Origin of the sequence: Streptococcus suis, from assembly GCF_002960445.1 — a bacterium.
Classification (GTDB): Bacteria; Bacillota; Bacilli; order Lactobacillales; family Streptococcaceae; genus Streptococcus; species Streptococcus hyiners.
This window is the reverse complement of sequence record NZ_POJD01000142.1, coordinates 137,927-157,092: the sequence shown is the minus strand read 5'-3', so window position 1 is coordinate 157,092 and position 19,166 is coordinate 137,927. Positions and strand designations below refer to the sequence as shown.

The window sequence follows — 19,166 nt, the reverse complement described above, 5'->3', positions numbered from 1 at the left end:
TGAGATAGTAGGTATTTGAAGACATACCAACATAGCGTGAAATAAGTGGTATTTCATCCACCCTCAGTTATTATTTATTAAAATCTCCAATATATTTTGATGTTTCCTCTAATTGGTAAATTCTCTACACAAATTTTTATCATATATTGTATTTTGTTATTAACAAATGGTATAATTTTATAGAAATAAGGATAACAAATATTGGACTATCTTGAGAATAAGTACGATATTCTTGAGGAGGAAGGAGGTCAGTAGGATGAGAATTAGTAAGCGACAACTTATTCTACTCGTCATGGGTGCTGTTTTTATCCTAGTCTCTGGACTGGGCTACTATTTCTACAAGGACAGTAAGATAAATAAGGACTATGACTATACCAGCTGGGATAGTTACATAGAGGATTACCAGTTTTTGAAAGGGCGTTCATCAGCCCTCATCACCTGGGAAGCTACTCCCAAGGAAGAAGTTGACAAACGTCTGGCATACTCTCCCTATGTCAATCAAGAAGAATGGCCTGAATCATTGAATGGCTATATCACCTATCTTTCTTTTCGCTTGAAAGAGATTCCTGAATCGAGCTCTGTGAAACAAGGATTTTTGGGAGAAGTAGCGTTTGATAGGCATCAACTGGAGGATGGAGAGTATCTTAAACTTATCGTATACACTTCTGAAGAGGGTGATATTCGTCAAAAAGAGATTGATATCCATCAAGCGATCCAGAACTTTGATAAAGACTATATTTATGATAGTAGAGGGCGAAAAATATCTCAGCTAGGCAATCAGATAGTTCTCCGACTAGTTATCCGTAAGGTGGGGGAAGGCCGTGAATCCAAACGATCAGTTTATTTAGATATTAAAACAGGGGAGGTTTTTGAGAATGTGGAAGAACCAACAGAATTTCCTGTTGATATCTGGGGCTTAAGCACTGTTCTAGAAACCAATTTGAATTCCCAAGGTATTGCAATTTACGGTCTGGACAATACTATTAGCTTGACTACCAATGAAGAGGGTGAGATTGTGATTCCGGAGACAAGTACCATAGATCGGTCGGTCTTGGCACAGACGGAGTCAGAAATCTATCAAGCCCTGCTCGAGAAAGAGTCTATCTATCTATTGGAGGATTCCGAGTCTATTGCGACCATTTTGGATAATTTGGAACTCTTTTATCCCCAGCCAGAAGATCTTTATCAAGGGGTGACTATTCCTGTAGAGTACTCCATTGACGGTCAAGCACATGAAGTCAATAGTCGTGAAGACTTTCTTCGCTATTTCAAACAAACTGAGGAGGTTTCAGAATGAGTAGTCAAAAGAGAATTAACCCCGAACAGCTTACAAGCATCGAAGCCAGCTATGTGGATATGTCTGGGATGATCGCAGATAGCGCAGACTTTTTCGACTCTGATGATGCTTCGAAAGAAAAGGTAGCTTCCACTACTAGTCAGCTTAAGTCAGTGAGTCAAGAGATTGTTTCGACAGTTGAGCAGCTGGATAACTACTTGAACACGGTGGCAGAAGCCTTTCGTCAAGCAGACCAGTCGATTGCCAATTCCATCGAGGAAAGTCTGGTGAACGGAAAGGAATTAAGAAAAAGAGATATAACTAAGAGCTCATCCTATCAGATGTTGCCATAAACCAATCCAGACAAGATTACCTTGCCTGGATTTTTTTGGTATAATGGGAGGGTATCGAGTGAATTTCCTATGGGTGGCTAATTTCAACTTGAAATTTGGGGAAAACGAGCTCATTTTGTTCAATTTAAAAAATAATAAAACAGGTCTAAAGTATAGATTTGTTTTAAATTTATATAAAAAATGGAGGTATCTCAATGTCCGAAAACATAGTTTTAGGTATCAAATTAACTAGAAAAATGTACTTTTGAAAAAATTTCCAGTTTTCTAGTTAATAAAGTACATTTTTATGGAAAAATGAGGGTATCTATAATTTCCAGTTTAGCCTTGAATTAAGTACATTTTTAGCTGATTTTTCCTAAAAAATTTTTTTTGGTTATTCTTATAACTATGCTCACATACATCTTTCCGAAAAACTATAATTTTCTTGAAACTTGTATAAGATTATGCTATACTACTCATATAGCTAAAATCAGGAGAAAATGATGAGACGCGAGTTATTATTGGAAAAAATTGATCAGCTAAAAGAAATCATGCCTTGGTACGTTTTGGAATATTATCAGTCCAAGTTGGCGGTGCCTTATAGTTTTACAACCTTGTATGAATACTTGAAAGAATACCGTCGTTTTTTTGAGTGGTTACAGGATTCGGATTTGGTATCTGTGGAACGGATTGCTGACATTCCATTGGATATTCTGGAACATCTGACCAAAAAAGATATGGAAGCCTTTATTCTTTATCTGCGGGAGCGTCCCTTGCTGAATGCCAATACCACACAGAATGGTGTGTCGCAGACCACCATTAACCGTACCCTATCGGCACTTTCTAGTCTCTTCAAGTATTTAACCGAAGAAGTGGAAAATGATCAGGGTGAGCCCTACTTCTACCGCAATGTCATGAAGAAGGTATCCACCAAGAAGAAGAAGGAAACCTTGGCGGCTCGGGCGGAGAACATCAAGCAGAAGCTCTTTTTGGGCGATGAAACCATGGAGTTTTTGGACTATGTGGACAAGGAATACCAGGTCAATCTCTCCAAACGTGCCCTCTCCTCCTTCCAAAAAAACAAGGAACGCGACTTGGCGATTTTGGCGCTTCTCTTGGCATCTGGCGTTCGTCTGTCTGAGGCGGTCAATCTGGACCTCCGTGATGTCAACCTCAAGATGATGATCATCGAGGTGACCCGTAAAGGTGGCAAGCGGGACTCGGTCAATGTGGCAGGATTTGCTAAGCCTTACTTAGAAGCCTACATGAGCATCCGTCAGCAACGCTACAAGGCTGAGAAAACGGATACGGCCTTCTTCCTGTCTGAGTACCGTGGTCTGCCTAACCGCATCGACGCTTCTTCCATTGAGAAAATGGTTGCTAAGTATTCTGCGGACTTCAAGATACGTGTCACACCCCACAAACTCCGTCACACATTGGCAACTCGTCTCTACGACGCCACCAAGTCGCAAGTTCTGGTCAGTCACCAGCTGGGTCATGCCAATACCCAGGTCACCGATCTCTACACCCATATCGTTAACGATGAGCAAAAAAATGCTCTGGATAAATTATAAATTTACGTAATATTAATTATGCAAAACAACACGAGTAAGCTCAAACTTACTCGTGTTTTCAATTATAGCAATTCTTTCAACTTTTCCTGATTGACAGCTGGGTACTGGTCCAAAAAGGCTGAGAGGGTTCGTAAAACAGCTGGAATATGGCCTGTCTGGTCGTTTTCCACCTGCAAGACCAAGAGGGGTTCATGTAGGCTCATACGGAGCAAGAGCCAGCCATCACCATAAGGAGCAGTCAGGTCAAACCGCACTCCTTCTTCGTTTTCTGGGTTAAAAGCAAAGCCTTCGAGGCTGGTTTGGCGGAGGTCAGCAATCACCTGTTCACCAAGTGCTCGATAATCTGCCGCTTCTAGTTTGAACCGTACTTCTTGGGTTTCCAGCGGTTGTTTAAGCTGGGCAATCAAGTCGTCCAAGGACTTGCCTTCCGCTTGCAGTTTTGGTAAGAGCATGAGAATCTTAGCCGCCACATAGGTCCCGTCATCGAGGAAGTAATTTTCCTTAAAGGCAGCATGTCCAGAGGTTTCGATAGCCAACTGGCAATCAACTCCCTCTTGGTTTGCTGAAATAGCACGGTTAATGACATTACGGTAGCCTGAAATATAGCGAATTTGTTTGCCACCCAAGCTTTCGATAAAGACTTTCAGGTGTTCAGAGGTTGGAGAGTTGGTCACAATACTGGTTCCTGGATGTTCTGCCAGGGTAATCTGGCTGAGAACGGCAATCAGGTTGTTACGATTGAGAATTTGACCTGACTTGGTAACCAGGGCGGCACGGTCAACGTCGGTATCAAAGATAATACCAAGATCTGCACCTTGCTTCAAGACAGCCTGACGAATGCTTTCCATCGCTTCCTTGTTATCTGGGTTTGGAACGTGATTTGGGAAAGTGCCGTCGGGGTCTAGGAATTGTGAGCCTGTAGTGTCTGCTCCTAGCTCTGCCAAAACTTTCTCAGCAAAAAATCCGCCTGCACCATTTCCAGCATCAACGATTATGTTGAGATTGGCAAGTGGTTTTTCTTGTCCGCCACAAGCGGTACGAATTTTGCCAACTAAGTCTTGGGCATAAGGCGTAATCAAGTCTGCTTGGGTCACACTTCCAAGGGAAGAAGCTGGCAAGTCTTCACTGTGTGCGAGGATGAAGTCAATATCTTCATGCTCTGCTCCGCCATTTTCCGAAAAAATCTTAATGCCGTTGAAGTAATAGGGCAGGTGGCTGGCAGTGATCATGACACCAGCGGGGCACTTGAACTGCGGATACTGGGTGCTCATGAAGAGGGCTGGCGTAGTGGCCATGCCGAAGTCGAACAGCTGAACGCCCAAACGCACCGCTTCTTCTGTAAAGGCGGCAACCAGGTCTGGACCGCTGAGACGACTATCTCGACCGATACCAATCTTGAGTTGTCCTTTTTGATAGGCTTGAGCAAGTTCAGGCTTCTGAGTTAGCCAATGAATAAGTCCGCGAACCACTTCCTTGGTAGCCTGTGGAGTGAGATTGACAGCATATTCGTCTGTAGCGATGGCAATTCCACGAATATCCGATCCGTTTTGCAAAACATGATGATGTGACATAGTAACCTCCTGATTTATCTAGTAGCTTCAGTATATCACAAAATCAAAGCGCTTTCAAAAGGAAAAAGTACAGCTTCTACTGTACTTTGGTGATGGTTACAGTGGTGCCGACGTCTACTCGGCTTTCCACTTTAATGCCTAAATCTAATTGACTTAAAACACGCTTTGTCAAATAAAGCCCAAAACCTGTCGCTTTTTGATGTTCACGCCCATTAAAACCTGTAAATCCCTCATCAAACAGGCGTGGAATGTCTTCTGCCAAAATGCCAATTCCCGTATCGGAAATGGAAATTCCCTCATTCAATTCAATAGCTACCTTACCACCAGTCTTATTGTACTTGAGGGCATTGTCGATTATCTGTGACAGGGCAAAACTGAGCCATTTCTTATCGGTTTTCAGTAGCCAATTTCCATCAATGGTCACCGAAATCTCTTTTTGCAAGAACTGATTGCGGTATTTTTTGACCAAATCGACCACTACTTCTCTCACTTCCACCTGCTCAAAGCGAAAATCGCTAGCATGGTTGGTCAGTTTGAGGTAGTTGAGGAGATTTGCCATGTAATTATCCAAGCGCAAAAGCTGGTGATCGACTTCTTTCTGATTGAGATTGTCAGTCTGGCTCATCAAAGACAGGGCAGCCAGCGGCACTTTCATCTGATGGGACCACATTTTGACCATAGCTTGCAGGTCTTCTTCTCGTGACTTATAGACCAAAAGCTGCTCCCGGGTCGCCTCCTTCTCCGCTTCAATCAAGTTGAGATAGGCAAGGTCCACAGGCTTATTGAGCAGGGGCAAAGCTTCTTCATGAACATAGTCTTCCAAGGCTCTCATGCGATTGCGAAACTTCCAGAAAAGCCCCACTGTCAGTAGGATGATGAGCGTTAGGGACAATAGCAGAGCGTTTTGCAGGAATTCGGAGGGTAGTTGGTAAAGATAGAAGAGCAAGATAAAACTGCCAGCCAGAACAATGTAGGAGAAATAAAAACTACGGTATTCTCGGATAAATCTTACTATCATTTGATCAAGTACCCCACACCCCGCACCGTATGAATGCGGTTAAAGCCCAATTCATTGACTTTCTTTCGCAGGCGGGTCATATTGACATTAAGAGTGTTCTGGTCGATAAATTCTTCATTTTCCCAGAGTTTTTCCAAGAGTTCTTCCTTGCTGACAATCTGCCCTTGTCTTTCTAGCAAGGCGGACAAAATCTTGGTTTCCGTAGGTGACAATTGAACCTGTTCCGATTCGTTTGAAAATCGCCCGTCTAAACTAAGTTGAAACTGGTCAATTGACAAATCGGTTGATTTGCTGAATTGATTAACCCGACGCAGAAAGGCACCGATTTTGGCATCCAAAATCCCCAGAGAAAACGGCTTAGACACAAAATCATCACCACCCATGTTCATAGCCATAACCGCATTCATCTCATCATCGCTAGAGGAGATAAAGATAATGGGCATGGTCATGGTTTTACGGATTTCTGTCGTCCAGTAAAAACCGTTGTAATAGGGTAGGCTAATGTCCATCAGCACCAAGTCTGGTTTGAGTTCTGCAACCTCCTGACTGACAGCCCGGAAATTCTGCACACTTTCCACTTGATAAGATTTTCCCAAGTGTTGCTTCAAGAGTTGGACAATCATCTCATCATCTTCAACAATATAAATCTTCTCTTTTTTCATCTTCTTCATTCTGCAAAAGCCAGGACACAGGTCTTGGCTTTCTATATACTTCCATTTCTCATTTTTAGACTTGTAACTGTCACTTTGTCATCTTCAATGCTGACGATAACCCTGTAGTTACCGATACGGTACCGCCATTGGCCAGAACGATTGGTAGTCAAGGCTTTTCCGTATTGTCTGGGGTTGTCACACCCATCAATATGCTTATAAAGATACCGCAAAATCAAACTTGCAGCAGTTTTATCCAACTTTCGAATTTGCTTTTGAGCCTTAGCGGACAAAATAACCTTATAACTCAACGCCCAACTCCTCAGCCATTTGTTCTAGTGTTATCGGCTCAATTCCTTTTGCCAAGTCAGCCTCATATTCTGCAAGTGCAATGTCAGCCACACGCGCATCGTATTCGTCTTCAAGGGCTTCAAGGGTTTTAGTCCGAATGAGTTCTGACAAGCTGACACCTTCAAACTTTGCCATAGCCTGCATAAAGAGCTTGTCCTGCTCAGAAACTTTCAATGTGATAGCTGCCATTTTTCTTACCTCTTATAGTATTCCTTTGGTATTACCATTGTAACACCATTTCCCTGAAAATGCAAGAAATCTCGCACAAGGCGAGACTTCTTCTACCGTTCAATAATGCGGTAATAGGTGCGACTAGTCCACTTGTAAATGACAAAGTAAATCAGAGCGACTGCCAGTAGGGTAATTCCGCTGACGGTATAAATCATAAGCGAAGAGGTGACACCAAGGGTCAATAGCATTTGCTTAAGCATAACAAGAGAAATCACGAAATGCAAGGTCGCCATAGCTAGTGGCATAAAGAAGACCGTAAGTGTTTGCGAGTTAATGGTCTTTTTGACCGCTGCTGCACTCATGCCCACTTCTTGTAGAATCTTGTAGGATTTCTTGTCTTCATGCCCTTCCGAGTACTGCTTGTAGTAAATAATCAAGGCAGCACCTAGCAAGAAACTAATACCCAACAAGAAGCCTGTGAAGAGAAATCCACCTCTGAAGCCCATGATCATATTGGTAAAGTCTGTTTTCTGCATGACGTATCCTAAAGATTCTCCATTAGCATCACTGATATTATAGGCATCGCCTGCCTGCTCACCAAGAGTGGCCACTTCCTCATTGGTCATATCAGTAAAGACACGGTAGTCCAGACTAACCTGATAGCCTTGCGGATTATTTGACTCATAGTAACTGCGAATGGTTTCCAAGACACTATCATCACTGACCACCATGACGGCAGCATTGAGCGTATTAGTAATATCAGGGAAAATAGCTGTATCAAGATTTACTACATTCTCGAAAGTACTATCTCCCAAAGTGACTTTCTCTAGCAACGGCATTTCACTTGGACGGATAAAGGCAACTTGATTGGCAGCCAGCTCTGGCAGGTCATTGCCCAACTTCCGGAAATCATCTTGGGTGACGAAGTAGGTAAAGGCTATTTTGCTAAAGTCTGGATTGGCAATGGTTTCTGGACTAATGACAATCTCCTTCCCACCGTCATAGACCAGACCAGCTTGGTAGGTCAGGTAGGACAGACTATCTTCCGCTTTTTCTGGAAAATGGCTGAGCACCGATTGCTGATAGGCACTTTCACCCTGACTTCTATCCGCAACTTTGTAGGTAATAGATGTTTCCTTTGGATAAAGACCACTTGTCATGCTTGACATGCCAGTATAAAGTGAAGTCGTTGTTGCAATGGTCACAAAGGCCATGACTGCTAAGAGGGTAATATTGGCCAAACCAGTTGCATGCTGTTTCATACGGAAAATCATCTGCGACGTGGTAATGAAATGCTCTGGCGTGTAAAAATAGCGTTTGTTTTTCCGACGAGCCTTCAAATACCAAGTCATAAAGCTGATGTAGAACAAGTAGGTCCCCGCGATGACAAAGAGCACAGCGATGAAGAAACGATAGATGACGCCAACTCCTGCAGATTGAGAAGAAAGTGATAGGTAGTAACCAACCCCTAGGCTAAGTACACCGAGTGCTGCCAAGAGGAAATTCCCACGCGGCTCCTTCTCCCCTTTTTCACTAGCTCGGAATAAAATCAGCGGACTGGTCTTGCCAATAGTCCGAATAGCCAGTAATTCCAAGATAAAGAAGATACCTGCAAAGAGAAAGGCGGTCATGGCAAATGCCAGAGGAGCTATTCCAAAATGCAAATCACTATAATGTGTTAGATTGACAAAAATCAAGTAGAGAACATTTGCGAACACACCAGCTAAGACAGAACCAAGAACCACAACCAGTAAGAATATCATCATCAATTCTAGGCTGGCTATCAAGGCTACTTTTTTCTTGTTCATCCCCAGCATGTTATAGAGACCAAATTCCCTCGCCCGTTGTTTCATCAGGAAATTAAAACTATAAATCTCCATAATGACCGAGAAAATGGTCAGAACAACAACACCAAGACCGATAGAAACGGCACCAGAGCCCATGGTCTCCATAACTGGACTGAGCATGAGTAAGAACATGGAACAAATCAGAGTAAATAGCACAAGACTAGCTAAAACAAAGGGAGCAAAAACACCCATGGATTTTCGGATATTTTGCCCAGCAAGTTTGAGGTAAAACATCTACTCACCCCCTAAAAGTGCAGACATATTGAGCGAAATTTCCTTGGCAAAGTCTTGATTGCTCTTGCCTGCCTTGTATAGTTGATGGAAAATGCGACCGTCCTTGATAAAGAGAACCCGTTTGGCATGGCTGGCTGCATTGGCCGAGTGAGTTACCATAAGAATGGTTTGACCGTCACGATTAATCGCTTCAAACAAATTCAGCAAGTCTTCCGAATTGCGATAATCTAGGGCAGCCGTCGGTTCATCTGCTAGGACAATCTGCGGCTGGGTAATCAAACTACGGGCAATGGCCACGCGCTGCTTCTGTCCCCCAGACAGCTCAAAAGGACGTTTTTTCAGCAAATCTTGAATCCGCAGTTTTGGCGCCAAAACTTTCAACCGTTTTTCCATTTCCTCATGGCTGGTACGTGCCAATACCAGAGGTAAAAAGATATTGTCTTGGATGGACAGGGTGTCCAAGAGATTAAAATCTTGGAAGACAAAGCCCAGATTACGCAAACGGAAATCGGCCAGCTTGCTTTCCTTGATACTGGTGATGTCTTGATTGTTTAGGATAACAGATCCCCTCGTCGGCTTGTCCAAGGTTGCTAGAATATTGAGTAAGGTCGTTTTTCCAGAGCCACTTTCGCCCATAATCGCGATAAATTCGCCCTCATCTACCTTAAAATCCACATCTTGTAAGGCACGCGTTTCCTCTTTTGAAAAGCGTGTTCGATAAACTTTTTCTAAATGATTGATTTCTAATAACATACAAACTCCTAATAGTTTTTAACTTTTCTTCTTACTGTTTCATAATACTTCTTTACTAGGTCAACACTTTTTCTGTCTCCCTCTAGTATGCCATAAATCGCATACTTTGCAAATCATGGGAGAGCTCTTCCAAGAACATGGCTTGTTCAATGAGTTCAGCTCTCTCTTTTTCTGAGAATAGCGTTTCTTCCATTTTCTTGGCTTGTAAAAATTTGAATGACATATGATTCCCTTCTTTCGTTTTCTTATGAGTCTATTATAAAAAATCTTGTACCTCTGCACTCTTACAATTCTGATTAAGAAACTTACAAGGTTGTAAGAAAAGAAAAAAGACACCATTTTAGGCATCTTTCAATTCATTCTATTTTGTTAAACCAATATAGGCAATCATGTCATCCAACACTTCCTTGCTCTCTGTCACAAGGAGGTAGGCATCATTTCCTTGCAATTCCGCAAAGGCGTCTGGCATACGTTTAACAGTCTTAATCTTATCAGCAAATTTCTGATGAATGTCATCTGCTGAGTGAACATAGTCTGTTGTATCACGACGGGTCGCAACTAAGCAGTATTGAGGGTCAAATTTTCTATCCTCTAAAGTACCACCAGTCGCAATATTAGCATAATCCTTAAACAAATCAATAGAATGTGCGTAATTGTAGGCTTCCACTGTAAAGCCACCTGCCATGCGGTTATTGTACTCGATAGCGATATAGTCATCACCTTCCTTGAAAAATTCAATATGGAAGAAGCGCTCTCTCATACCAAAAGCCTTTATAATAGCTCTGCCATATTCCACCAACTTTGGATCTAATTCCTTCTCGATAAAGTAGGCGTTGTCTTTTCTTGACAACATAAGCTCCAATGGTGTGTGGACATAGGTTAAGCCTGTTTCGAAAACAACATTGCCTTCGTGGTCCAACAAACCATCATAAGTAGTGATGATGCTTGAATTAACAAATTTTTCTAAGAAATAGACGGTACTTCTATCCCAAGTGTCAACAAATCGATCAAAATCTTCCTTATTTTCGATTTTGAAAGTCCCAGATGCACCGACACCATTGTCAGGCTTGGCAATCATTGGAAAACCAACATTCTTCAAAGCTCTGCCAAAGTCGCGTTCCGTTTTAACCACCACACCTGGAACGACAGGAACTCCTGCTTTTTTGAAATATTTTTTCATTTCCGACTTAAATTTAGTCTTTTTCAGGTGTTTGGGTTTGGCTCCGAAGATGTTAAATTGTTCTCGGAGGGCTGCATCATTTTCCAACCAATGCTCATTATGAGATTCTACACGGTCAATTGGACCATGTTTGTAAATCAAGAAAGCCGCTGCACGCTTGACTTCATCGATATTTTCCAAATCTTCCACACGGAAATATTCTGTCAAAGCATTGCGGAGTTCTTCTGGTAATTGTTCATAAGGTTCTTGTCCAATACCTAGAACGGTAACGCCTTCTTTTTGAGCCAATTCAATGGTAAATGGTTGGAAATTTTCTGGATAAAAAGGGGAAATAACGAGATAATTCATAGGCAGTCCTTTCTAATTTTTATAGTCCGATGGAGTGGAGGAAGAATGGCATTTGCTTTCTCCACCATACCCAGTCGTGAGCCACATCGGTGCCCCAGGTGTCAAACCAAGCTGGGATATTTTTCTCTTCAAATGCGCGTTTTAGATTATAAAATGAGTCTAAGCCATCTTGCTCCCAATCGCCCAAACCTGTACAAACAATGATGTCTGCTTGGCGGTATTTATCAATAAACCAGCCATCATTCTGGTTCCAGATGTAATCAGACGGTGAGTTTTGATAGACTGCATCATCATGACCATAATCATGGTTGTTGTTGAAGAAACGAGCATCATAGACACCTGAAAGGGCGATAACTTTTGTAAATACATCTGGATGCTGGAGGAAGAAATTGAGCGCGTGATAAGCTCCCATCGAGCAACCAGTTGTCATCATACCATCAAACCAACCTGTCTTATGCTTGATAAACGGAATTGCCTCTTCAATCACATAACGCTCATAGGCACGGTGAGCCTCTGCCTTATCATGGATGGATTTCCAATCCGCCAACCAGCTTTCCTTATCATGACTGGTTAGGGTGAAAAATTGAACATGACCAGCCTCGATAGAGCCACGACAAGCTTCAATCATTCCAAAATCTGCGTATTCATTGTACGAACCGCCTGATGAGGCAAAAACAACTACTGGAATACCCGCGTGACCATATCTGTTCACATTCATTTCTCGACCAAGATGGCCAGACCAGTGACTTAAAAATTCTACATGCATATTCATTCTCCTAACTAATTCTTTACATTACCACTTTTCGCTTAAAAAGCGCAAGCAATCTGGCAAATAAGCTGCCCAGGCTTCCTCATTATGGACGGCACCAGAAACAACTTCCAAGACGATATTGTCCAAATCAACGCCTCCCGCTATCAATTGACGATAGTAGGTCAGCGAGGAATTGATATAGGCCTGTTTGATATTACCTGCCATGAGGGTCTTGTCGGTATCATCTGCTTCTTCTGTTCCAACGTAGATATAAACTCGTTGATTTTTATCCAGTGCTTGTCGCTCAATATAGCGGTCAAAAGCTTCTTGATGAAGCCAGTTTGCAGAAGAAAATACTCCCAAACAGCCAATTTGGTCCTGATAAGCCAATCCCATAAACTGAGTGATATTACCGCCAAGTGATGAGCCAATCATGGCTGTGTGGCTCTTGTCAGACTTGGTGCGATAGGTATTGTCAATAAAAGGTTTGACCACATCCATAACAAATTCGGCATATAACGTACCCTTACCACCAAACTGAACACCAGGAATACCCATCTCGCTAAACTTCCATGCAGCGTATTCGTGCATACGTTCGGCACCATCATTGTCAATGGCCACAACAATAATCTTTGCAATATCAGGATTTCGCTTGATAGTTGGAATGACTTTCCAAGAATGCCCTGAAAAGGCTTCTTTACTGTACAAGACATTTTGCCCGTCATGGAAATAGACAACAGGGTAGGTTTTATCCGTATCTTCCTCATATCCTTTTGGCAATAAAACACGGACACGGCGTTTTCTAGCAGTAAAGGGCACTTCCAATTCATGGGTTTTCATATCCAAATAAAAGTAGGACTTGTTCATAGACATCTCTTTCTAAACAGTGTTTTTAGTATTATACCATAGATTTTCTGAAATATTCAGAAAATTTAGTTATTTTACGTCATTTTTCGGATTATCCGAACAATTTTTGCTCAGTTTTCAAGCGTTCCTCGTAGACTCGACGGTAACGTTCCAGTTCTTTCAGTTCACGATTGGTCAAATTTTCAAATATAGCCAATTCAATCTTGCCCTTGTCTCGCCGCCAGGTCGCAACCAGTCGTCCCTTGTAGAAAACAACGGGTTTGACAATGCCTGTCAGCGTATAAATCTGCCGAATATGCTTGGGCTCAAAGAAGGGATTGGCTTTCTTTTCGTAACCTAGCAAAAGTTGGTCAAAACCTGCAATGAAGAGGCAGTCTGGTACTTCTGCTTCTTCTAATTTTCCTAGATAAAAACGTTCTTCCCCTGCTACTTCTATAGTTTTCAAATCTAATTGTTTCATCCAATCTAGCACCGTAGATTTATTTTCCTTGAAGTAATAACGGGCATCCGCTAAGCTGACAGGACCAAAACCTGAAAAATACCGCCGTGCGATTTCCAGCTCTGCTTTTTCCCGTGAAAGTGGCTGAAAGTCTGTCAGAAGGTGAAAACGTTTGGCACCGTACTCCTGATAGACTTCCCCACGCTCGACCATGTAGCGAAAAAGGCCGCCCCAAGCGCTGAAGACCTGCTTCTCCTCTTCCTGCGTCATCTTTTCCGCACGGCAAAGAGCCTTGAGCTCCTCGCGGCTCATAGGACCTTGCTCAAGGGCTTCTAAAATCAGCTGGTGATATTTCTGCTTGGTCTGTGGGCTAAACCCGTCCCGTCCTTCTGTCTTTAAGTATTCGGTGCTGGCCAGCCGCCCCTCGTGGATATAGAGGGGAATTTCCGACTTGAGATAGGCATGAACCGTTCGCCGAATGGACCACTGGCGTGTCAACTCCTCCTGCCAGCTACCTTCATGAAAATCCTCCGCTGTCATACGGTTACGAAATCCGACATGAACATAGGGCTGAAACTGAGCCTGCAAACCATTGAGATTTTGGCAGATTTGCTGAACAGACTGGGGTTTCAACAGACCTTGTTTCTGCAGAATAATTCCCTTCCAAGTATCGTGGTGCATCGTATTTCTCCTCCGCTCTTCTAATCCCAGTATAACACAAAAGACACCCGGAGGTGTCTGGGGATAGCTGATTATCTTAGTAGCCCAAAAACTCTTCCAAGTCCTTGAGGGAACGCTCTGCTATTGCCTCATAACGCTCCTTCTTATCGCGGATCCGCGGTCCGTCTAGTTCCTTGATGATACCAAAGTTAACATTCATAGGCTGGAAGTGCTTGCTTTCCGTGTGGGTGATGTAGAATGGCAGAGCTCCGATAGCTGTGGTCTGTGGGAAGATGACGGGTTCTTCGCCTCGGAAGCGACGAACAGCATTGATACCGGCTACTAAGCCAGAGGCGGCAGACTCAACATAGCCTTCTACTCCTGTCATTTGACCTGCAAAGAATAGATTTGGATTTTTCTTGGTCGCAAAGGTCTGTTCCAATAAGTTTGGCGAATCCATGTAGGAATTGCGGTGCATTACGCCGTAGCGGACAAACTCCGCATTTTCAAGCCCTGGAATCATCTGGAAGACCCGCTTCTGCTCCCCCCACTTGAGGTGAGTCTGGAAGCCAACAATATTGTAAAGGCTACCTGCTGCGTTATCCTGACGGAGCTGGACAACTGCGTAGGGTGTCTTGTATTCGCCATCACGTGGTCCCTTGTAATCTTCTGGATATTCCAGACCAACTGGCTTCATTGGGCCATAGAGCATGGTTTTGATACCACGTTTGGCCATGACTTCAATGGGCATACATCCTTCAAAGTATTTTTCTTTTTCAAAGGAATTGAGCGGAGCTTCCTCAGCTGAAATCAAAGCCTCATAGAAAGCGGTGAACTGCTCCTTGTTCATCGGAGCATTGAGATAGGCAGCCTCTCCCTTGTCATACCGGGACTTGAGATAGACCAAATCCATGTTAATGGTCGAGCTGTCCACAATCGGTGCTGCCGCATCGTAGAAGTAAAAACCGTCGCCACCATTCAGTGCGTGAATCTTCTCTGCCAAGGCGTCTGATGTCAAAGGCCCCGTCGCGATAACTGTGATGGCATCTTCTGGAATGTCCGTAATCTCGCCACGAATGACCTCAATCAGTGGGTGATTGTGAATCTCATCTGTAACCGCTTGGGAGAAATTCTCACGGTCCATGGCCATGGCCCCGCCAGCAGGCACACGGTGAGCTTCACCAGCCCGCATGATGATGGAATCCAAGCGACGCATTTCTTCCTTGAGCAGACCGACAGCGTTGGTCAAACTATCACCACGGAAAGAGTTAGAACAAACCAACTCCGCAAAATTGTCCGTCTTGTGCTGGGGCGTCGGCTTGACACCACGCATCTCGTAGAGTTTGACAGGAATGCCACGCTTGGCAATCTGATAAGCCGCTTCTGAGCCAGCCAAGCCAGCTCCGATAACGTTAATGTGGGTTTGAGACATGAAACTAATACCTCTAGCCAGAATACCTGACTACTGTTTGGGAATGACCCAAAACAGAACCTTTCTAAATTTTTTAACCTATCTAGTATATCAAAAAATGGCTGGAAAAGACAAAAACTACTCTCATGGAGATGAAGGTAGTTTTTGTTTACGTAATAAAAGTTATGTAAATAACTGTGTCTATAACTAGCATAGACTTTCATTATTGCATTAAACGTCCAATAAAGCCGCACATTCTCTTAGCTTGGCTGCTAATTCTTTTTTATCTACAAGCAGATTATAGACACCATCTTCACTCAAGACACCGCAGGGAAGATTTTTAAATTCCCCTCTATCAGCCAAGTCCATATCTTCTAGGAAAGTCGAACTTTGGTAATAGTCCAGTAATTCCAGATAAGCTGGCTGGCTTGTTTCAACCTGTTCTAGAATTGTTCGTAATGCTGAAACGAGCTGAATTTGGGAATTAAATATACTTTCCATCTGTTCAACACGCTGCCTGCTCTGCCATTTTCCATCCATCAATGCGTCGCCCCTCCAACAGTTTTGATATCTTCCTTGTCCGCATAGGCTACAATGGCTGAAATGGCCGCTTCTATCCCTTTGACTATCACCTCAAGGGACATGGACGGAACACCTGGCTTGTCCAAGACCTGCTCAGGAAGATAGGGAATATGGAGGAAGCCTGCCTTAGTATTAGGAAAGGATTTTTCAGCCAGATATAGGGCTTGATACATGAGATGGTTGCAGACAAAGGTGCCGGCGGTATTGGAAACAGAAGCTGGAATGCCCGCAGAACGAATGGCTTCGACCATGGCCTTGATAGGCAGGGTTGAAAAATATGCTGCTGGGCCATCTGGACGGATGGTTCTGTCAATTGGCTGCTGTCCTTCATTGTCAGGTATGCGAGCGTCATCCTGGTTAATGGCCACGCGCTCAGGTGTCAAATCTACACGCCCCCCTGCTTGACCAATGCAAAGCACTACATCAGGTTGATATTCTACCATTTTTTCTTCCAAAACACGAGCAGCCTTATCAAAAACAGTCGGAACTTCGACAATCATAATCTCTGCGCCTGCTATGGTAGGGGGTAAGGACTTGATGGTTTCTAAAGCTGGATTGATAGCCTCACCACCAAAAGGATCAAAACCTGTTACTAAAATTTTCATCATTTTCCTCCAAAATGATTTCTCCATAATGAAATTTTTGATTGGGTCTGACATGATGTACAAAGCCGAATTTTTCAAAAACTTCATCTCTAAAATGAGCCTTGATAATGATTTTTCTTCTGGCCACACGCCTGCATTCTTTCAAAAAATCTTCAGACAGGGCCGAATAATTGGCAAAGGGTTTTAGTCCGTCGAGATTATCCGATTCCGTAATCTCTTGCGAAAACATGGGGTCCAGGTAAATGATATCAACTGATAGATCGACCTGCTCTTTCAAATATGTCAAACTATCTGTCCAAATTGTCTGAATAGACCGCATGGCTTGATTAACCGCGTCATTGCCACTATCAAACTCTTTCAGACCTCGGCTCACCATAAAGTGAATAAGCTGTGAACTTTCCAAGGCTGTCACCTGATGACCCGCACTAGCTAGGACAATACTATCAGAAGCCAGCCCCATGGTACAGTCCAGGACGGTATGTTTATCAGGTCCTAGCAATTCCAAAAGCGGATCCCTTCCAGACTTGATACGCAAGATAGCTGTGTCAGGGTGGAAAAAGAAGCGTTGTCCATTTTTTTCTTCCAAAACTAGCTGGTCCTGATAGACCACAAGCACTGCGTCAGCTTCTGTTTCTGCTAGAATAGACCGGACAGACCTCTTACGACGGTCTTGATAGTCTAGATTGAGCTGCGCTGCTATTTCCCTAGCCTGTAAGATCAGGTCATGGTTCATTCGAAGACTGGTTGTGACGATTATTTTCATAAGTCTATTGTACCAGAAATACTGAAAATGTAGTCTTCATTTTGTAGAAATAACTCTACTCTGGCACAACAACCTTCAAGCGAATATCTGTCGACTGTAATGCTTTTTGAACTTGCACTAAGAAAGCAAGGCCAGTTATTTTCCGTTTGTTTTACGAATAAGTTTTAAATAAATAATATGCTTAATAATAAGATTCCATAGAACGTTAGGCAGCAACGAAACAAAAACACTCGTCACTAAAAGTGTCACAATGGAACCATAATTTGTGTCTGAAAAATTCTCAGGATTTAGGTAAACATAGTAAGATAGAGGGATACATAGTAAGGCACTAAAAGAAGCTAAATATGTGCTTACATAGGGAGGGATTTTTCTTCCTGAAATATTTTTCTTTATTGAAAAGTCAAACATTTTTTCAAAGTACTCATGTTGATTTCTTAAACTTGGTTCTACTTGAACAATAGGATCGCGTCTTCTTATAGCAAGCATCAAAGTTTCAAATGCTAAAAATAAAACAATACCTAAAATTATTGGTGCGTACTTATCTACATCTATGTATAAAATTTTTGTCCCCTGAAATAGATTTCTGCTAAATAATAGCAAACCTGCCACCAGTATTGGAGAAAGTATAGAAGATAGTACCAATAGTCTGAATGTCAGCTCTTGTTGTTTACTAATTGAGCCTTCAGCAGCTTTCCGCCATCTAACTTTACCAGTCCACAAATCATATTCAGCGGAGTATCCATCTCCACTCAATCCAGTTCCCATACCATTATCAACAGGGAATAACAAAGTTCTTAAAATCATTACCATGGCCAGCTCCATCCTCTTTTTTTAGGCGACGCATTTCTAGACTGTTCATACAATATTTCAATTTTATTGTTATTCTCTTGCCACTTTTCTACCATCCTATTCTAATATCTCCTTGTGTTTTTTCAAATACCTTTTACCGTACCAGTCTTCACGGGATTTCCCTTCCCATTCTCGATATTCTTCTGGATATTTCCATTTGTAGTAAGCCTGAAGGAAGTAGGGGAATCCAATGAAAATCGTAATTGCCATTATCACAATATTCCCCACAAACCATGTAAGCAGAAAACCCAATGCCGTCATTGATGTCGCGAACTTCATTCCCACTCCTTTCAGAATAAAGTTAACAATGACGCCCAAACTTAAGACTCCCATCCCATAAATAGCAATTTTATTGGCGATTTTATCGATCAAACTGGGAGCACTAACCGTTCTGTACATTAGTTTTCTAAGGTTTCCAAGCTCTATCGTAATCATGAAATAGCCCAAAAATCCAATGAAAGTATAGACAGCAATAACCCCAAAAAATGATAATGCAGGTAACAAGAAGTCATTAAATACTAAATTGAATTCTAATGCAAACCAATTCATAAATGTGAAAGCATGAAATTGATATCGATAAGGAAAAAGGTACATTCGTTTAACAAACTTTCCGATCACCACTAATAAGAGCCAAATTAGGAGAAGGATTAGATAAATACTCACCGTCAACGAGGGAGATTCTGCGATTGGTATAGTTAAAGTTTGGCTATCATGAAATATCATGGAAACAACTAGCATGGAAAAATTAAATCCAATAGGACAAATTAGCGTTACAATTAAGCTTCGGATGATAAACCACATCGATGTCCTTCCACCTTTAAAATATTTAGCAGTTTTATCATGTTGATCCTGCTGCAATTTTAAAAATCCATCATCCTCAAGATTGAGACTCTCTTCAAAACTGGCTTTAAAAATAGATTTTTTCTTCATAAAC

The 19,166-nt window shown here is 42.5% G+C and carries 21 protein-coding genes; 3 read left to right on the top strand and 18 right to left on the bottom strand.

Features of this window, described 5'->3' with window-relative positions:
• Window positions 1-256 precede the first annotated feature (256 nt).
• The 3 genes from C1G53_RS04595 to xerS all read left to right on the top strand — a co-directional run bounded on the left by C1G53_RS04595 (window position 257) and on the right by xerS (window position 3,182).
• Window positions 257-1,297, top strand: coding sequence for a hypothetical protein (locus C1G53_RS04595; protein ID WP_105117860.1), 1,041 nt, complete (start codon window positions 257-259; stop codon window positions 1,295-1,297).
• On the top strand, window positions 1,294-1,629 hold the full coding sequence (locus C1G53_RS04590; RefSeq protein WP_105117859.1) for a hypothetical protein: 336 nt from the start codon (window positions 1,294-1,296) through the stop codon (window positions 1,627-1,629). The genes C1G53_RS04595 and C1G53_RS04590 overlap by 4 nt, the downstream gene beginning before the upstream one ends.
• A 482-nt stretch (window positions 1,630-2,111) precedes the next feature.
• The gene (xerS, locus tag C1G53_RS04585; RefSeq protein WP_105117858.1) at window positions 2,112-3,182 is read left to right on the top strand and encodes a tyrosine recombinase XerS; all 1,071 of its coding nucleotides are present in this window, start codon (window positions 2,112-2,114) and stop codon (window positions 3,180-3,182) included.
• 62 nt (window positions 3,183-3,244) lie between these two features.
• On the opposite strand, the gene C1G53_RS04580 is transcribed toward xerS, so the two are convergent.
• The 18 genes from C1G53_RS04580 to C1G53_RS04495 all read right to left on the bottom strand — a co-directional run bounded on the left by C1G53_RS04580 (window position 3,245) and on the right by C1G53_RS04495 (window position 19,162).
• Window positions 3,245-4,753, bottom strand: coding sequence for a phosphomannomutase/phosphoglucomutase (locus tag C1G53_RS04580; protein WP_105117857.1), 1,509 nt, complete (start codon window positions 4,751-4,753; stop codon window positions 3,245-3,247).
• Window positions 4,754-4,829: 76 nt separating this feature from the next.
• Entirely contained in the window at window positions 4,830-5,771 is a 942-nt protein-coding gene (locus tag C1G53_RS04575; protein ID WP_105117856.1) for a sensor histidine kinase, read from the bottom strand.
• A complete protein-coding gene (locus C1G53_RS04570) occupies window positions 5,768-6,433 on the bottom strand; it encodes a response regulator transcription factor (protein ID WP_105117855.1) in 666 nt (221 codons plus the stop codon). Before C1G53_RS04570 ends, C1G53_RS04575 begins: the two co-directional genes overlap by 4 nt.
• Before the next feature lie 41 nt (window positions 6,434-6,474).
• Window positions 6,475-6,732 carry a type II toxin-antitoxin system RelE family toxin gene (locus tag C1G53_RS04565; RefSeq protein ID WP_105117854.1) on the bottom strand — a complete coding sequence of 86 codons (258 nt, stop codon included), beginning with the start codon at window positions 6,730-6,732 and terminating at the stop codon, window positions 6,475-6,477.
• Window positions 6,722-6,961, bottom strand: coding sequence for a type II toxin-antitoxin system RelB family antitoxin (gene relB / locus C1G53_RS04560; RefSeq protein ID WP_105117853.1), 240 nt, complete (start codon window positions 6,959-6,961; stop codon window positions 6,722-6,724). The genes C1G53_RS04565 and relB overlap by 11 nt, the downstream gene beginning before the upstream one ends.
• Before the next feature lie 92 nt (window positions 6,962-7,053).
• The gene (locus C1G53_RS04555; protein WP_105117852.1) at window positions 7,054-9,024 is read right to left on the bottom strand and encodes an FtsX-like permease family protein; all 1,971 of its coding nucleotides are present in this window, start codon (window positions 9,022-9,024) and stop codon (window positions 7,054-7,056) included.
• Window positions 9,025-9,777, bottom strand: coding sequence for an ABC transporter ATP-binding protein (locus C1G53_RS04550; RefSeq protein ID WP_105117851.1), 753 nt, complete (start codon window positions 9,775-9,777; stop codon window positions 9,025-9,027).
• Between the two features lie 82 nt (window positions 9,778-9,859).
• The gene (locus tag C1G53_RS13150) at window positions 9,860-10,000 is read right to left on the bottom strand and encodes a hypothetical protein (RefSeq protein WP_105117850.1); all 141 of its coding nucleotides are present in this window, start codon (window positions 9,998-10,000) and stop codon (window positions 9,860-9,862) included.
• A 138-nt stretch (window positions 10,001-10,138) separates the two neighbouring features.
• Window positions 10,139-11,305 (bottom strand): ATP-grasp domain-containing protein, encoded by a 1,167-nt coding sequence (locus C1G53_RS04540; protein WP_105117849.1) that lies wholly within the window; start codon window positions 11,303-11,305, stop codon window positions 10,139-10,141.
• 19 nt (window positions 11,306-11,324) lie between these two features.
• Complete coding sequence (locus C1G53_RS04535; RefSeq protein WP_105111804.1) at window positions 11,325-12,071, bottom strand: esterase family protein; 747 nt, start codon at window positions 12,069-12,071, stop codon at window positions 11,325-11,327.
• A 27-nt stretch (window positions 12,072-12,098) separates the two neighbouring features.
• Window positions 12,099-12,923 carry an alpha/beta hydrolase gene (locus tag C1G53_RS04530; RefSeq protein WP_105117848.1) on the bottom strand — a complete coding sequence of 275 codons (825 nt, stop codon included), beginning with the start codon at window positions 12,921-12,923 and terminating at the stop codon, window positions 12,099-12,101.
• A 91-nt stretch (window positions 12,924-13,014) separates the two neighbouring features.
• Window positions 13,015-14,043, bottom strand: coding sequence for a DNA glycosylase AlkZ-like family protein (locus C1G53_RS04525; RefSeq protein WP_105117847.1), 1,029 nt, complete (start codon window positions 14,041-14,043; stop codon window positions 13,015-13,017).
• 76 nt (window positions 14,044-14,119) lie between these two features.
• Window positions 14,120-15,454, bottom strand: a complete 1,335-nt coding sequence (gene trmFO / locus C1G53_RS04520) for a methylenetetrahydrofolate--tRNA-(uracil(54)-C(5))-methyltransferase (FADH(2)-oxidizing) TrmFO (RefSeq protein ID WP_105117846.1) — start codon at window positions 15,452-15,454, stop codon at window positions 14,120-14,122.
• A 210-nt stretch (window positions 15,455-15,664) separates the two neighbouring features.
• A complete protein-coding gene (locus C1G53_RS04515) occupies window positions 15,665-15,973 on the bottom strand; it encodes a DUF4298 domain-containing protein (RefSeq protein ID WP_105117845.1) in 309 nt (102 codons plus the stop codon).
• Entirely contained in the window at window positions 15,973-16,620 is a 648-nt protein-coding gene (gene pcp, locus C1G53_RS04510; protein ID WP_105117844.1) for a pyroglutamyl-peptidase I, read from the bottom strand. The genes C1G53_RS04515 and pcp overlap by 1 nt, the downstream gene beginning before the upstream one ends.
• The gene (locus C1G53_RS04505; RefSeq protein WP_105117843.1) at window positions 16,595-17,383 is read right to left on the bottom strand and encodes a class I SAM-dependent methyltransferase; all 789 of its coding nucleotides are present in this window, start codon (window positions 17,381-17,383) and stop codon (window positions 16,595-16,597) included. Before C1G53_RS04505 ends, pcp begins: the two co-directional genes overlap by 26 nt.
• A gap of 135 nt (window positions 17,384-17,518) precedes the next feature.
• Window positions 17,519-18,193, bottom strand: a complete 675-nt coding sequence (locus C1G53_RS04500) for a hypothetical protein (RefSeq protein WP_105117842.1) — start codon at window positions 18,191-18,193, stop codon at window positions 17,519-17,521.
• Window positions 18,194-18,289: 96 nt separating this feature from the next.
• A complete protein-coding gene (locus C1G53_RS04495; RefSeq protein ID WP_105117841.1) occupies window positions 18,290-19,162 on the bottom strand; it encodes a hypothetical protein in 873 nt (290 codons plus the stop codon).
• Window positions 19,163-19,166 lie beyond the last annotated feature (4 nt).